Annotated in this window: 17 protein-coding genes; 4 read left to right on the plus strand and 13 right to left on the minus strand. The window is 66.5% G+C overall.

Annotated features, from left to right (window positions below; all coding sequences use genetic code 11):
- Nucleotides 1-5 precede the first annotated feature (5 nt).
- Nucleotides 6-1,331 carry an ATP-dependent protease ATPase subunit HslU gene (gene hslU, locus ACP146_RS23995; RefSeq protein WP_422369283.1) on the plus strand — a complete coding sequence of 442 codons (1,326 nt, stop codon included), beginning with the start codon at nucleotides 6-8 and terminating at the stop codon, nucleotides 1,329-1,331.
- 328 nt (nucleotides 1,332-1,659) lie between these two features.
- Here hslU and ACP146_RS24000 read toward each other — a convergent pair whose 3' ends face one another.
- The 8 genes from ACP146_RS24000 to ACP146_RS24035 all read right to left on the minus strand — a co-directional run bounded on the left by ACP146_RS24000 (nucleotide 1,660) and on the right by ACP146_RS24035 (nucleotide 8,527).
- Nucleotides 1,660-2,211: a PAS domain-containing protein gene (locus ACP146_RS24000; RefSeq protein ID WP_422369284.1), complete on the minus strand. Its 552-nt coding sequence runs from the start codon at nucleotides 2,209-2,211 to the stop codon at nucleotides 1,660-1,662.
- A complete protein-coding gene (locus tag ACP146_RS24005; protein ID WP_422369285.1) occupies nucleotides 2,208-2,615 on the minus strand; it encodes a helix-turn-helix domain-containing protein in 408 nt (135 codons plus the stop codon). Before ACP146_RS24005 ends, ACP146_RS24000 begins: the two co-directional genes overlap by 4 nt.
- A 150-nt stretch (nucleotides 2,616-2,765) precedes the next feature.
- Nucleotides 2,766-3,395, minus strand: coding sequence for a Smr/MutS family protein (locus ACP146_RS24010; RefSeq protein ID WP_422369286.1), 630 nt, complete (start codon nucleotides 3,393-3,395; stop codon nucleotides 2,766-2,768).
- Between the two features lie 6 nt (nucleotides 3,396-3,401).
- Nucleotides 3,402-4,139 (minus strand): LutC/YkgG family protein, encoded by a 738-nt coding sequence (locus ACP146_RS24015; protein ID WP_422369287.1) that lies wholly within the window; start codon nucleotides 4,137-4,139, stop codon nucleotides 3,402-3,404.
- Nucleotides 4,136-5,581, minus strand: coding sequence for a LutB/LldF family L-lactate oxidation iron-sulfur protein (locus ACP146_RS24020; protein WP_422369288.1), 1,446 nt, complete (start codon nucleotides 5,579-5,581; stop codon nucleotides 4,136-4,138). Before ACP146_RS24020 ends, ACP146_RS24015 begins: the two co-directional genes overlap by 4 nt.
- On the minus strand, nucleotides 5,581-6,378 hold the full coding sequence (locus ACP146_RS24025; protein WP_425032973.1) for a (Fe-S)-binding protein: 798 nt from the start codon (nucleotides 6,376-6,378) through the stop codon (nucleotides 5,581-5,583). The genes ACP146_RS24020 and ACP146_RS24025 overlap by 1 nt, the downstream gene beginning before the upstream one ends.
- A 116-nt stretch (nucleotides 6,379-6,494) precedes the next feature.
- The gene (locus tag ACP146_RS24030; protein WP_422369290.1) at nucleotides 6,495-7,769 is read right to left on the minus strand and encodes a murein transglycosylase A; all 1,275 of its coding nucleotides are present in this window, start codon (nucleotides 7,767-7,769) and stop codon (nucleotides 6,495-6,497) included.
- Nucleotides 7,770-7,783: 14 nt separating this feature from the next.
- A complete protein-coding gene (locus ACP146_RS24035; protein WP_422369291.1) occupies nucleotides 7,784-8,527 on the minus strand; it encodes a Tim44/TimA family putative adaptor protein in 744 nt (247 codons plus the stop codon).
- Between the two features lie 122 nt (nucleotides 8,528-8,649).
- Here ACP146_RS24035 and ACP146_RS24040 point away from each other — a divergent pair, with 122 nt between their 5' ends.
- The 3 genes from ACP146_RS24040 to secB all read left to right on the plus strand — a co-directional run bounded on the left by ACP146_RS24040 (nucleotide 8,650) and on the right by secB (nucleotide 10,444).
- On the plus strand, nucleotides 8,650-9,249 hold the full coding sequence (locus ACP146_RS24040) for an FxsA family protein (RefSeq protein WP_422369292.1): 600 nt from the start codon (nucleotides 8,650-8,652) through the stop codon (nucleotides 9,247-9,249).
- Nucleotides 9,246-9,791, plus strand: a complete 546-nt coding sequence (locus tag ACP146_RS24045; RefSeq protein WP_422369293.1) for a histidine phosphatase family protein — start codon at nucleotides 9,246-9,248, stop codon at nucleotides 9,789-9,791. Before ACP146_RS24040 ends, ACP146_RS24045 begins: the two co-directional genes overlap by 4 nt.
- Nucleotides 9,792-9,877: 86 nt before the next feature.
- A complete protein-coding gene (gene secB / locus ACP146_RS24050) occupies nucleotides 9,878-10,444 on the plus strand; it encodes a protein-export chaperone SecB (RefSeq protein ID WP_422369294.1) in 567 nt (188 codons plus the stop codon).
- Between the two features lie 22 nt (nucleotides 10,445-10,466).
- Here secB and dnaQ read toward each other — a convergent pair whose 3' ends face one another.
- Genes dnaQ through ACP146_RS24075 form a run of 5 tightly spaced genes read right to left on the minus strand, consistent with a single transcriptional unit; the run spans nucleotide 10,467 to nucleotide 14,110 of the window.
- Nucleotides 10,467-11,138, minus strand: coding sequence for a DNA polymerase III subunit epsilon (gene dnaQ, locus ACP146_RS24055; protein WP_422369295.1), 672 nt, complete (start codon nucleotides 11,136-11,138; stop codon nucleotides 10,467-10,469).
- The gene (gene coaE, locus ACP146_RS24060; protein ID WP_422369296.1) at nucleotides 11,138-11,776 is read right to left on the minus strand and encodes a dephospho-CoA kinase; all 639 of its coding nucleotides are present in this window, start codon (nucleotides 11,774-11,776) and stop codon (nucleotides 11,138-11,140) included. Before coaE ends, dnaQ begins: the two co-directional genes overlap by 1 nt.
- A 5-nt stretch (nucleotides 11,777-11,781) precedes the next feature.
- Nucleotides 11,782-12,636: a shikimate dehydrogenase gene (locus ACP146_RS24065; RefSeq protein WP_422369297.1), complete on the minus strand. Its 855-nt coding sequence runs from the start codon at nucleotides 12,634-12,636 to the stop codon at nucleotides 11,782-11,784.
- Nucleotides 12,633-13,283: a Maf family protein gene (locus tag ACP146_RS24070; protein WP_422369298.1), complete on the minus strand. Its 651-nt coding sequence runs from the start codon at nucleotides 13,281-13,283 to the stop codon at nucleotides 12,633-12,635. Before ACP146_RS24070 ends, ACP146_RS24065 begins: the two co-directional genes overlap by 4 nt.
- Nucleotides 13,284-13,288: 5 nt before the next feature.
- A complete protein-coding gene (locus ACP146_RS24075; protein ID WP_422369299.1) occupies nucleotides 13,289-14,110 on the minus strand; it encodes a pyruvate, water dikinase regulatory protein in 822 nt (273 codons plus the stop codon).
- Between the last annotated feature and the right edge of the window lie 126 nt (nucleotides 14,111-14,236).

Consider the following 14,236-nt stretch of genomic DNA (forward strand, 5'->3'; position numbering starts at 1 on the left):
ATTCCATGACCGACAGTAACTCTGCTTTTTTTACCCCCCGGGAAATCGTCTCGGAACTCGACCGTTTCATCGTCGGCCAGAACGATGCCAAGCGCGCCGTCGCCATCGCCCTGCGCAACCGCTGGCGCCGCCAGCAGCTGCCCGAAGAGCTGCGCGAGGAGGTTCTGCCCAAGAACATCCTGATGATCGGGCCGACCGGCGTCGGCAAGACCGAGATCGCCCGCCGCCTGGCGAAGCTTGCCCAGGCCCCCTTCCTGAAGGTCGAGGCCACCAAGTTCACCGAGGTCGGCTACGTCGGGCGCGATGTCGAACAGATCATCCGCGACCTGGTGGAGGTGGCGATCCACATGACCCGCGAGCGTCTGCGCCTGGAGGTCAAAGCCCAGGCCGAGCTGAACGCCGAGGAGCGGGTGCTGGACGCCCTGGTCGGCGCCGGCTCCAGCGCCGACACGCGCCAGAAGTTTCGCCGCATGCTGCGCCAGGGCGAACTGGACGACCGCGAGATCGAGATTGAGGTGCAGGACAGCGCCGGCATGCAGTTGCCGACCATGGAGATTCCCGGCATGCCCGGCGCCTCCATGGGGATGCTGAACCTGGGCGACATCTTCGGCAAGGCGATGGGCGGGCGCAGCAAGCAGCGCCGCATGAAGGTTGCGGAATCCTACGAGGTTCTGGTGGCCGAAGAGGGCGACAAGCTGCTTGACGAGGAAACCGTCGTTTCCAGCGCCATCGCCGCGGTGGAGCAGAACGGCATCGTCTTCCTGGACGAGATCGACAAGATCACCGCGCGCTCCGACCGCGCCGGTGCCGACGTCTCCCGCGAAGGCGTGCAGCGCGACCTGCTGCCGCTGATCGAGGGCACGACCGTCGCCACCAAGCACGGCACGGTGCGCACCGACCATGTGCTCTTCGTCGCCTCCGGCGCCTTTCACATGGCCAAGCCCTCCGACATGCTGGCCGAGCTGCAGGGCCGTCTGCCGATCCGCGTTGAGCTGGACGCGCTCACCCGCGACGACTTCAAGCGTATCCTGACGGAGCCGGAGAACAGCCTGATCCGTCAGTACAAGGCGCTGATGGATACCGAGGACGTGACCCTGGACTTCACCGAGGAGTCCATCGACGCCCTGGCCGACCTCTCCGCCGAGATCAATTCTTCGGTGGAGAACATCGGCGCCCGGCGGCTGCACACGGTCTTGGAAAAGCTGCTGGAAGAAATCTCCTTCACCGCCACCGACCGCGGCGGCGAGACCGTCACCATCGACGCGGAGCTTGTGCAGCAGCGCGTCGGCGAACTGTCGAAGAACGCCGACCTCTCGAAGTTCATTCTCTAGAGACTTCAGGTGGCGCAGAATAAGTGATGGTCATGCTCGGGCTTGTCCCGAGCATCCATGGTCGGGCCGAGCCCGAACGCCCCTAGATCGGATCATGTTTTGACGGAACCACTTCGTGGTTGCGCCAAAACATGTGAATCCGATCGCCATCAAACAGTTAGAGCAGATTCATCGGGTTGGATGGATCGCTAATGCGATTCCATCAAGCCCGGATCTGCTCTAGCAAAAGCCTCGGCGGCGGCGCAATGGACCCCCATACAGATCCGATCGGGGGACAAGCCCAAGGGTGACAGGAAAGTGGCTGGGACACCCACCGGGCAAAGGCTTTTCAAGGCAGCCGCAGTTCCACATCCTCGGCAATGGCCGGGGGATTGGCCTGCCAGGCGGAGAGGTCGGCGGGGATCTGGCGGTCGCGCATCTGGCCGGCCATCAGCTTGTCGATGGTCTCGCCGTCGCCGGAGAGCGGCATGAACAGCCGCGCAATGCTGCGCGGACCGGTCACATCCGCATAGTCGTAGCGGGTGCGGCTGTAGAGCGCGCCGGGCCCGGCGGCGCCGCGGCGGAACAGGGCGGTGATGTGATCGCCGTAGGCCCCCGCCGGTACCGCTTCGTGCAGCAGGAGGCCGGTCGGATCGACACCGAAAGCGACGTCCGTGCCCACCAGGCGCAGGCGGAACTGCGCGCCCTCTTCCGACGCGCTGCCCTCCAGCACATCGGCCAGCACAATGTAGGGCAGCAGGGCCGGGATTTCCGACGGCAGGATGTCGTCACGGCTGGGCCAGCGGCGGTCGCCGCGCTTGCCGGCCCAGTAGTCGTAGAGCCCGCGAAGCGGCAGTTCGGCGATGATCTGGGCTGGAGAGTGATGGGGATCCTGGGTCACGTCTGTGGTCCGGTCTCGCCTTCTTCCTCGTCCGGGACGGTTTCGTCTGGGGCTTTCGGGTCGACCAGCACCAGCAGCCGGTCGAGGGCCGCCTCGTCCATCGCGGCGATGTTTTCCGCCAGCAGGTTGGCCGCCAGGGTCGCCTTGGGGTCGAGCCCGGCAGTGTCGACGGTGACGCGGGGGTGAGAGAGATCGGCGAGGTTCTGCAACTCCTCCGCCTCGTCCCAGATGATGCCGAGGTACTGGCAGACCCGGTGCACGAAACGCCGGCTCGGCTTGCCGCGGCGCCCGTGCTCCATGGCCGAGAGATAGGCCGGAGAGACCTGCAAGCCCGCCGCCATGTCCTTCAGCGCCAGCTTGCGGGCGCTGCGGATGGCGCGCAGCTTCTCCCCGAAGGGGGTCATGACCGCCCCGGGGGCAGGATCAAACGGCGCCAGGGTCCCTCTGTCTGGAGCACGCGCGTTCCCCGCCTTTTACGCTGATAACCGGATCGAAGTTTAGCGGCTTTCCGCCGGCAAGGCGATTCCTGCTTCCAAGGGGCCGAATTTGAGCGTTCAGCGGCGGCGGCGGAGCAGGATGTAGAGGGCGCCGGTGCCGCCGTGTCTGGGCTGGGTGTAGTCGAAGGAGAGCACCCGCTCGCGGTTGCCGGGCTCGTTCAGCCAGCGCGGCACGGCGGTGCGCAACACGCCGCCCTCTTCCTTGTGCAGCCCCTTGCCGGTCACCACCACGACGCAGCGCTTGCCGGCGTCCTGGCACTGGGCGAGGAACTGGCCGAGGCGGCGGTGGGCCTCGGCCTGGCGCAGGCCGTGCAGATCCAGGGTCGCCTCGATGGGCAGTTTGCCGCGCTTCAGGCGTTCGGCCTTGCGGCGGTCGAGACCGTCACCGCGGCTGCCGTGCTGCAGGGGCGAAGGCTCGCGCCGCGGCGCAACGGGCTTGGTCGCCGGACGCGCCTGCCGGGCGGAGATCGCCTTGGGGGCCGGCTTGGCGGGTTGCGGGACCGGTGCCTGGCGGGCGGCTTCCTCGCGCAGATCGTCGACCTTCGATCTCAGCCGGTCGCGGCCCAGCAGCGGGTCGGCCTGGCGGCGCACATGGTCCCAGAGATGACGGTCCTCGCCGCTGATATCCGACGCAGCCGATCCGGCTTTACGCGTGCCGTTCGGCGGGCCTTTGCGCTTGCCGGCCATGACGGCTCAATCCGCCTGCCCGTTTCCGGCCGCCGGCGTTTGCGTTTCATCCGCGGCGGCCCCGGGCCCGTCCTCGATCAGCAGCACATGCAGGCGGCGCGGCCCGTGGGCGCCAAGCTGTATGGTCTGTTCGATGTCACCGGTGCGCGAAGGGCCGGTGATCATGTTCACCGCCCGCGGCAGGACGCCCGCGCCGAAACGGCGGCGCAATTGCGTCCAGGCCTCCTCATAGGCGCCGACCACCTGGGAGGCGCGCAACACCACGATGTGGTTTTCCGGCAGGAAGTTCAGGGTGATCGGCGCTTCGGGGCCGGAGGCCATCATCAGGGTGCCGGTCTCGGCGATGCCTGCGAAGGCGCCGGTGAGGGAGGTGCTGTCCGGTTCCTCGGCAATGCCCTCGGCCACCTCCAGCAAGGGCTGGCTGTCCCAGGGCAGCGCGCGCAGATCATCGCGCGGCGCGAGACGCAGCTTCGGCGGCAGGTTCTCGCCCTTCAGATAGTCGGACACTGCCTGGGGCACGGCCTCCTCGCCGGGCAGGCGCGCAACCGTGGCGGAAAGCTCGACGAGCATTTCTTCCATCAGGTCGAGCTGTTCGTCGTGGGGGCGCCGGCCGCGCGCCGGGATCAGGCCGGCCTGGGGATCGGCGAGGCGGGCTTCCAAGTGGCGGCGCTCCTCCGCCGTCGGCTGCTCGCGCTTCAGGGAACGGCGGACCGCGCCCAGGATATGCTTGCGCGCCTCGCTCATCGGCCCGGTCCGCCGTTTTGCTTTTCGGCCCCCTGCCGTTCAGCCCAGAGTTGCTGAAAGGTTTTGCCCTGGGGCGCGGGGAAGTCGCGGTACTTGGTCCAGCCACCGGCGAAGGGCAGGGCATCGAAGCGGCCCCGCGCCCGGCCGAGCCTGGCCAGGGCGCGCATCTTCAGGCCGAGAATGCGGTGATAGAGCGCCGGGCGCCGGGCGAAAAAGGCCCAGAGGCCGAGACCGAAACGCACCGCCTTGGGGCTCAGGTGACGCTCGAACTCCCGCTCGCGCCAGTGGCGCATCATCTTGGGCAGGGGAATGCGCATCGGGCAGACCGCCTCGCAGCGCCCGCAGAAGGTCGAGGCGTTCGGCAACTGCCCGCCCTCGTCGACACCGATCAGGCTGGGCGTCAGCACCGCCCCCATCGGCCCGGGATAGACCCAGCCGTAAGCATGGCCGCCGACCGCGTGATAGACCGGACAGTGGTTCATGCAGGCGCCGCAGCGGATACAGCGCAGCATCTCCTCGAACTCGCTGCCGAGCATCTGGCTGCGCCCGTTGTCCAGCAGGATGACGTGATACTGCTCCGGCCCGTCCGGGTCTTCGGGGCGCCGCGGCCCGGTTGAGAAGGTCGTATAGGCGGAGAATTCCTGACCGGTCGCCGAGCGCGCCAGAACGCGCAGGATGGTGGTCGCGTCTTCAAGATTGGGCACCACCTTTTCCAGGCTGGCGATGACGATGTGGACCTTGGGCAGAGTCTGGGTGAGGTCGCCGTTGCCCTCGTTGGTGACGATGATCGAGGTGCCGGTCTCGGCCACCAGGAAGTTGGCGCCGGTGATGCCGACGTCGGCGTCGAGATAGCGCTGGCGCAGCATCTGGCGCGCCTCGGCGACCAGCTGGATCGGCTCTGAAAGCGGCCGCTCGTCGGGCAGGTCCGTGTGGTGATGGCGGAAATCAGCCTCGACCTGGTCCTTGGTCAGGTGCACCGCCGGGGCGATGATGTGGCTCGGCGCTTCTTTGCGCAGCTGGATGATGTATTCGCCGAGATCGGTCTCCACCACATCCAGACCGGCCTCTTCCAGATGGGCGTTGAGGGCGATCTCCTCGGAGATCATCGATTTGCCCTTGGTCACCACCTTGGCCTCGGCATCGCGGCAGATCTGCAGGATCGCCGCCCGGGCGTCCTCCGCCGTCACCGCCCAGTGCACCTTGCCGCCGCTGGCCTGGACCTTTTCCTCGTAGCGTTCGAGATAGAAATCGAGGTTGGCCAGGGTGTGGTTCTTGATGTCGCGGGCGGCGTCGCGCAGGTCGTCGAACTCCGGCAGGCGGGCGCGGGCCTTGGCGCGCTTGCCGATGAAGCCGGACTTCACATTCTGCAGCGCCTTCTGCAGTTGCTGATCGGCCAGGGCCGAGCGGGCGTTTTTCTTGAAGGCGGGGGAAGTGCTCTGCATTACGCGACCCTACCTTTTTGCACCGAACCCTCATCCGCCGCCTCACCGATGGCCGGCTCATCGGCCATGTCGGCCAGCACCTCGGCCACGTGGCGCACGCGCACCCCGGCGCCCTGGCGCTGCAGCTTGCCGGCCATGTTCATCAGGCAGCCGAGATCCCCGACCAGCAGGGTGCCGGCGCCGCTGGCGGCAATGAAGCCGGCCTTGTTGCTCACCATCTTGTTGGAGATATCCGGGTATTTCACGCAGAAGGTGCCGCCGAAGCCGCAGCAGACGTTGGACTCCTCCATCTCGCGGATCTCGACGCCGGGCAGGTTGTTCAGCAGCTTGCGCGGCTGCGCTTCGACCCCGAGTTCGCGCAGGCCCGAACAGGAATCATGATAGGTGACGGCACCGGAAAAGGAGGACTCAACCGCCTCCACCTTCAGCACATCGGTGAGGAAGGAGACCAGCTCGAAAGTGCGCGCCGAAAGGTCTTCGGCCTTGGCGCGCAGCGGCGGGTCGTCGGCGAAAAGCTCGGGATAGTGTTTCTTGATCATCGCGGCGCAGGACCCGGAGGGCGCCACCACATAGTCGAAGCCTTCGAATGCGGCGATCACCTGCTCGGCGATGGCCTTGGTGTCGGCCCGGTCGCCGGAGTTGTAGGCCGGCTGGCCGCAGCAGGTCTGGGCCCGCGGCACGTCGACCGAACAGCCCGCCTGTTCCAGCAGCTTCACCGCCGCGAAGCCCACCGAGGGCCGCATCAGATCCACCAAGCAGGTTACGAAAAGCCCGACGCGGGGCGATACCTCAGCCATGTTCGGTCTTCCTCTCCCGGTGCTTATCGTTGGTTCATTACTTTGGGAGCGATAATGGTATTACCACTTGGGAAAAGCAAGCGGGTCTGCGGAAATGAGGCGGGAACGGAAGAAACTCAGCTCGCGCGCTGGCGACGTTCGGCGACGGCCTTGGGGAGCAGCAGGTAGTAGACGCCCTTCTGTTTCATCCGCCCGGCCTCGGCCAGGGCGGGTTCGCCGGAGCCCCAGAAGAAGTCGCCGCGCACGGCGCCCTTGATGGCGCTGCCGACATCCTGGGCCACCATCAGGCGGCGCAGCGGCTTGTCCGTCGCCGGCCAGGTGGTGTCGAGATAAAGCGGCACGCCCAGCGGCAGCAGCTTGGAATCCACGGCGAGGCTGCGGCCGGGGGTGAGGGCCACGCCCTGGGCCCCGATCGGCCCCTCGCCGGTGATCTCGCGGAAGAAGATGTAGCGCGCATTGCGCTGCATGATTTCCTGGGCCCGTTCCGGGTTCGCGCGCAGCCAGTCGCGGATCGACTGCATGGAGGAGTCCTTGCGCGAGAGGATACCCTCGTCGATCAGCGCCCGGCCGATGGCGTAGAAAGTGTGGCCATTGGAGCCGGCAAAGCCGACCCGCTTTGTGCTGCCGTCGGGATAGACGACCCGGCCCGAGCCCTGGACATGGAGGAAGAAGACATCCACCGGATCGGCGGCCCAGAGCAGCTCCGCACCCTGACCGTTCAGCGCCCCGGCGTCGATTTCCTTGCGCGTAAGGTAGGGCACCAAGCGGCCGTCGCGGACCTGGCCGACCAGACGCTCGCCCCTGAGGTCGGCGCGGAAGCTTCCCAGATCGACGGTCACCAGGTCCTGAGGCACCCGGTAAAGCGGCGTCGCGCCGGGCGCGGCAGGATCGCGGGTGCCTTTCAGTTCGGCTTCGTAATAACCGGTAAAAAGGCCTTCGGTCTCTCCGGCATCGGAGACCGCAAAGGGTTGAAAACTTTCTTCCAGCAGGCTGCGCAGCCCGGCGTCATCTTCGCCATCGACCGCCGCCAGGGCCGCGCAGGGGGCCGCCCAGTCGGCCACCTGACCGGCCAGACCCTCCGGGCCCACGGCCCGCTCGCCCGGCTGGCGGGTCAGGCGGGCGCAGGACTTCAACAGCGCCGGCAGGGCTTCGGCGACCGGATCGGCCGTCCAGCCCGGCAGATCGGCGAAACTGACCGGCGTCAGCAGCAGGCTCGGTTCTGTCGCAGGAGCAGGGGTTGGGACGGCGACCGTGGCCGGCGGCGCCGGCTCCGCGGCTTCCTCGGGCGGCGCCTCGCCGTTGCAGGCGGCCAGAAGCGCCAGCAGGACGGCGGAAAATCCAATGGAAACAAGCCGGCGGTGCCGCGTTCCGGCGCCGAACTGCGCTGCCACCCCCGCGCGGCCGCTCAGTTGGGGCTGCGCGTCGCAACCAGGGCCCAGTTGGGATCGCGGCTGCGGGTGTTGCGGGCAAAGGTCCAGATATCGGTGATCTTGGTCACCTCGTTGGGATCGCCGTCGACGATCCGCCCCTCCGAATCGCGGGTCACGTTCACCTGCTCGGAGACGAACTTCACCGTCACGAAGGCGGTTTTCTGCTGCATCTCCGCCTCGATCATCTCGGCCGAGGTGATGCCGATCAGCGTGGTCTCCAGGCTTTCGTTGCGGCTCTCACGGTCCTTGATGGCGCCGGAGAAGTCGTTGAAAACGTCGTTGGCAAGCAGCGGGCGCAGGGTTTTGGCATCGCCCTCGGCAAAAGCGGCGACGATCATCTCGAAAGCGCCGCGAGCCCCACCGACGAACTGGGCCGGATCGAAATCGCGGTCGGCGAGGCGGATCTGGGTGACCCCGGCACCGAGCGGGCCGTCATCGACCGCCCCCTGAACTTCTTCGGCAACCTGTTCGGCCCCGCGCTTTTCGGCTTCCTGATGGTCCAGGATGTCTTCCTGCGAGATTTTCGGCCCTTTTCCGCGCTCCGGCAGATGCACGACCTTGTCGTCCTCGCCCTCGGATTCCGGCTTGCGCGCCTTGAAGGGATCGAAATCGGGCTTCTCATGCCCGGTGCGCTTACCGAGCACGGATCGCAGCTTGAAGACAAAAAATGCTGCGACGGCAGCAAGGATTACTATTTCTAACAGGCTGTCGTCGCTCATCTGTTTCGCAATCTGTGGGATACGGCGTTGATCTGGGCGCGCTTTCTGGGAGACCTGCCGCGGCTGGCCTCACCGCTTGGTTTATGGGCATTATGTAGGCAACTGGTGAAGAAAGAGCAAGTATGGCCCTAATCCTGTTGGCTGTCTTTATTGGGCTGCCGCTGCTGGAAATCGTCGTTTTCATCGAAGTCGGCGGCGCCCTGGGCGTCTGGCCGACCATCGCGGCCACCGTTGCGACCGCCCTGGCGGGCAGCCTGCTGCTGCGGGCGCAGGGCCTGGCCACGCTGATGCGGGCCCGGACCCAGATGGACCAGGGCCAGCTTCCGGCGCGCGAAATGTTCGAGGGTATTTGCCTCGTCTTCGCCGGGGCCCTGCTGCTGGTGCCCGGTTTCGTCACCGATGCTCTGGGTCTTTTGCTGTTTATCCCGCCGTTTCGCGAGCTTCTGCGCCGCTTTATCGGCCACCGCCTGGCCCAGCGCAGCGCCCAGGGCCGCACCCGGGTTTTCGTCGATGGCGAGGAAGTCAATCCCAACACCTGGGGCAAAGGCGCTGGCGGCAGGGGCCCAGGCGGCAGAAACCCCAGGAGAGGAAATGAGGGAAATCGCGGCGGCACCATCGAGGGCGAGTTCGAAGAGGTGACGGATCCGGATCAGGACGGGCCCAAAAGCCCAGGCGGAAATCCGGGCCAAAGCCGGGGTGGGCCGCGGAGGCTGGAGCCATGATCCTCGTTCGCCACGGCCAGTCCCACTTCAACGTTCACTTCGCCAAGACCCGCATTGACCCTGGCATCGTCGATCCCGGCCTGACCGAAGAGGGCGAACGCCAGGCCCGGGCCGCGGCGGAAAGCCTGGCCGAGCAGGGCATCCGGCGGATCATCGCCAGCCCCTATTGGCGCACCCTGCATACAGCCGAGTTCATCGCCGGGCACCTGGGCCTGCCGGTCACCATCGATCCGCGGGTGCGGGAGCGCTACTTCTTCACCTGCGATATCGGCAGCCACCGCAGCGATCTCACCAAGCGCTGGCCCGATTACGGCTTCGGCGACCTCCCGGAACGCTGGTGGCCGGAGGCAGAGGAGACCGAGGACGCCCTGGCCCTGCGCTGCGCGGACTTCAAGCGCAGCATGGTGGATCAGGGCGACTGGGACGGCCTGCTGATCGTCAGCCACTGGGGGTTCATCCGCGGGCTGACCGGCGAAGCGGTGGGCAACGGCGTCGCCCTGCGCTTCGATCCGCATGAGGACGCGGTTTCGCCCGCCTACTAAGGCGGATTGGGCCTGATCGCCCCGGCTTTGTTGTAAGCCGTCCTTATCCGTGATAGCCAACCGCCGACAAATCACAGGAGGCATTCATGGCCGAAGAAGCCGCGCAGGCACCGCTGACCATCAACAGCCAGTACGTGAAGGATCATTCCTTCGAGAATCCCAATTCGCCCGGCATCTACGGCACCATGCGCAAGGAAAGCCCGCAGCTGAACGTCAACGTCGAGGTGACGCCGGCGCATCTGCAGGGCGGCCTCTATGAAGTGACCCTGGGTCTGCGGGCCTCGGCGATGATCGGCGAGACCACGGCCTTTCTGGCCGAGCTGGACTATGCCGCCGTGGTCACCCTGGCCGACAATCTGGAAGAAAACGTGCGCGAGCAGATGCTGATGATCGAGGTGCCGCGTTTTCTGTTTCCCTTCGCCCGCGCCATCCTGGCAGACGACACCCGCGACGGCGGCTTCCCGCCGCTGATCATGAATCCCATCGATTTCGGCCAGATGTATATGAGCCGCAAGATGGCGGCTGCGAGCGAGGGGGCCGGAGAGGGCGCCAGTGAAGGCGCCAGTGAAGGCGGCGGTGACGCAGCCGGAAGCGAAGACTCCGGTGAGGCTGCAGCAGAGAAAGAGGGCGCCCAGGCCAACGGCCAGGCCTAGGCTTTTTTAGAACCCGACAGCCTTACTGGCGCCAGATCGGGTCCGTCAGCTTTTCCAGCATTTTCTCATGGGCGGCTTTTTCCACCTCCGACGCGCGGTGCGGCCGCGGCGGACGGGCCGACCGGGCCAGCGGGGCGGCAACGGCGCTGCGCTGTTGCTGGCGCTCCAGCGTCAGGCCCGGCTGGCGCCCGCCGGAAAGCTCAAGATAGACCTCGGCCAGAAGTTCGCAGTCGAGCAGCGCGCCATGAAAGGTGCGCGCGGAGTTGTCGATTTCGAAACGCCGGCAGAGCGCATCCAGGTTCACCTGGGCCCCGGGAAAGCGTTTGCGCGCCATGGCCACGGTGTCGATCGCGCGGTCGCTGGGCAGCGTCGGCAGGCCGACGGCTTTCAGTTCGGCGTTCAGGAACTTCATGTCGAACTGGGCGTTGTGGATCACCAGCTTGGCGTCGCCGATGAAGTCCAGAAAGGGCTGGGCGACAGCGGCGAAAAGCGGCTTGTCGGCAAGGAAAGAAGCGCTCAGCCCGTGAATCTTCTCCGCCTCTTCCGGCATGTCACGCTCGGGATTGATGTATTCACGGAAGGTGCGGCCGGTCGGCACATGGTGCAGCAGCTCCAGCCCGGCGATCTCGACGATGCGGTGACCGGCAGCCGGATCCAGGCCGGTGGTCTCGGTATCGAGAACGATCTCACGCATCAGGAATATCTCCCAAAAAGCTTGTGCAAGGGCGGACCGCCACGCGCTGCGCGCGCCTTCATTACTGTGACGATGGTGCGAAGCTGTTGCAAGGCATGGGCCTTGTCGAGACCGGACTGAACGACAAAGTCGGCACGGCGGCGCTTTTCGGCATCGGGCATCTGCTGGGCGAGGATGGCCTGGAAGCGCTTTTCGGTCATGCCCGGCCGGGCCATGACCCGGGCATGTTGCGTCGCCGCCGGTGCCGAGACCACGACGACGGCATCGCAGATTTTTTCGCCGCCGGTTTCGAACAGCAGAGGAATATCGAGAACAGCAAGAGGCCGGCGCAGTCTCGCCTGCTTGGCGAGAAAAGCGCGGGCTGAGGCGCGGGCCAGGGGATGGAGAATCGCCTCCAGGCGCCGCAGGGCCGCGGGGTCGCCCAGCACCTTGGCGCCGAGACGGCCGCGGTCGACGGCACCTTCGACGACGACGCCCGGAAAGGCCTGATCCACCGCCGCGACGGCGGTCCCGCCCCTGGCCATCAGCCGGTGGACGGCGGCGTCGGCATCGTGCACCGGCAGGCCGAGACGCCGCAGCATGGCCACCGCCGTCGACTTGCCCATGCCGATGGAACCGGTGAGGCCCAGAACCAGCATCGCGGTCAGGCCGTTTCGCCGAGAACGAAGGCCCGCAGCTCCGGCGTGACCTCCGGATCGACGCCGAACCAGGCGCGAAAGCCCGGCCTTGCCTGATGCAACAGCATCCCCAGGCCGTCAACCACCCGACAGCCCCGCGTCTTCGCGGCAGCCAGCAGCGGTGTTTCCAGCGGCGTATAAACGAGATCGGTCACCAGGGCGCTTGCCGGGAGACGGTCCAGCGGAAGGTCCAGCGGCGGGTGTCCGCTCATACCCAGGGAGGTGCTGTTGACCAGAAGACCCAGATCGCTCAAAGCCTCCGCACGCGCCGACCAGGGCAGGGCCTTTACCCGGGTGCCGAGCGTCGCTGCCAAGGCCTCGGCGCGTTCCGGACTGCGGTTACAGATGAGGAGTTCGGGCAAGCCCGCATCCAAGAGGGCAACGGCCACCGCCCGCGCCGCGCCGCCGGCCCCCAGCAGCAGGCCCGGCGCCGCCGTCAGATCGTGACCGGCCGCCCCCGCCTTCAGGTTTTCGATGAAGCCGAAGGCATCGCTGTTGGAGCCAAGGATCGTCTCGCCCTCAAAGACAAGGGTGTTCACGGCGCCGATGCGCTGCGCGGTTTCGTCCACCCGGTCGCAGAGCGCCATCACCGTTTCCTTGTGGGGAATGGTGACGTTGAGACCGCGGAAGCCGGCATCGCGCAGACCCAAAACAGCGCTTTCCAGCTTCTCCGGCGCGATGGCCAGGGGCAGGTAGGCGCCGTCGATGTCATGCTGGCGCAACCAGAACCCATGCAGGCGGGGGGAACGCGAATGGGCGATGGGCCAGCCGATCACCCCGGCGAGGGCGGCAGCACCGCTCAACATGCCGCTTAACGTCATGACGGAACCACCTTGTTGGCGCGCAGGAAGTCCAGCAGCGGCAGCAGCGGCAGGCCCAGCACGGTGAAGAAATCACCCTCGACGGCAGTGAAAAGCTGTGCCCCCTGACCTTCCAGTTGATAGGCGCCGACCGAGGCCAGCACCTCGGAACCGGCCGCTTCCAGATAGGCAGCGATAAAGGTATTGGACAAGGCCCGCATGGTAAGGCGGGCAACCGCGTTGTGATGCCAGGCACGGGCCCCGTTGCGCACCACACAGACGGCGGTGTTGAGCTCGTGGGTCTTGCCGCTGAGGGCACGCAGATGCGCCGCGGCATGATCGCCGTCGGGCGGCTTGTCGAACCAGACATCGTTACAGGAAAGGATCTGATCCGCGCCGACGACCAGGGCGCCGGGATACTTCACGGCAACCCGCTGCGCCTTCAGTTCAGCCAGGGTCTCGGCGGCCTGCAGGGCGGTGGCGCCTTCGGCCTTCAGGGATTCCTTCACCGCCGTCTCGTCCACCGCGGCAGCCTCCGCTTCAAAGCGGAGGCCGGCTGCCGCCAGAACCTTGCGGCGCGCAGCGGAGGCGGAGGCCAGGACCAGCACCGGGGCTTCCGGCGCCATCAAGGGTGCCGAGACCTGGGGCACCGCGGTGGCGTTGGACATGACCCTCAAACCTCGGCGCCGATGTGGCGGGCGTAGTAGTTCAGGATGGTCGCCGCGGTTTCCTCGATCGAGCGGCGGGTTACATCGATCAAGGGCCAGCCGTGTTCGACGCAGAAGCGGCGCGCCTGGGCGATCTCCTGTCGCACCGCATCCAGGTTCACATAGTCGGTCTCCTGGCGGTCATCGGTCAGCATGCGCAGGCGGTTCTGGCGTACCTGAACCAGACGCGCGGGGTCCTTCGTCAGGCCGACGATCAGCGGCCCGTCCGCCGCCAGCAGTTCGTCGGGGATGGGACAGCCCGGCACCACGGGAATATTCGCCGCCTTGATGCCGCGGTTGGCCAGGTACATGCAGGTCGGGGTCTTCGAGGTGCGGGACACGCCGACCAGAATGATGTCGGCCTTGGCGATGTCGCTGCAGTGCTGGCCGTCATCATGGGTGAGGGCAAAGGTCATGGCATCCATCCGCCCGAAGTACTCGGCGTCGAGGACATGCTGGAGGCCGGGCGTCCCCTTCATTTCGACACCGAAATAGTTGGCCATGGTGTGAATGACGGGATCCAGGATGGCGATACAGGGGACGCCCAACTGCATGCAGCAGGAGGTGAGCTGGTCCCGCAGTTCGCCGTTCACCAGGGTATAGAGCACCGGGCCGGGATGGGCTTCGATCTGGCCGACGACCTTGTTCATCATGCCGCGGGTGCGCACCAGGCTCCAGATATGCTCGATGGGCTCCACGCCGCTGAACTGGACCAGGCAGGCCCGCGCGACCGAGTTGATGGTTTCACCTGTCGAGTCCGAAACGAGATGGAGATGATGAGCGGCCATATCAGGCTGTCTCCCGCAACGTTCTCGCCGAGCAATCAGACATCGGAGGCACGGCTCCGATTCTGTGCATGACCTGTACCGCCCTTGGGGAAACCGGGGGCAAATCGGAGTCGCCAGAATTCTGAA

Source organism: Pelagibius sp. (genome assembly GCF_965249265.1).
GTDB lineage: Bacteria > Pseudomonadota > Alphaproteobacteria > Kiloniellales > Kiloniellaceae > Pelagibius.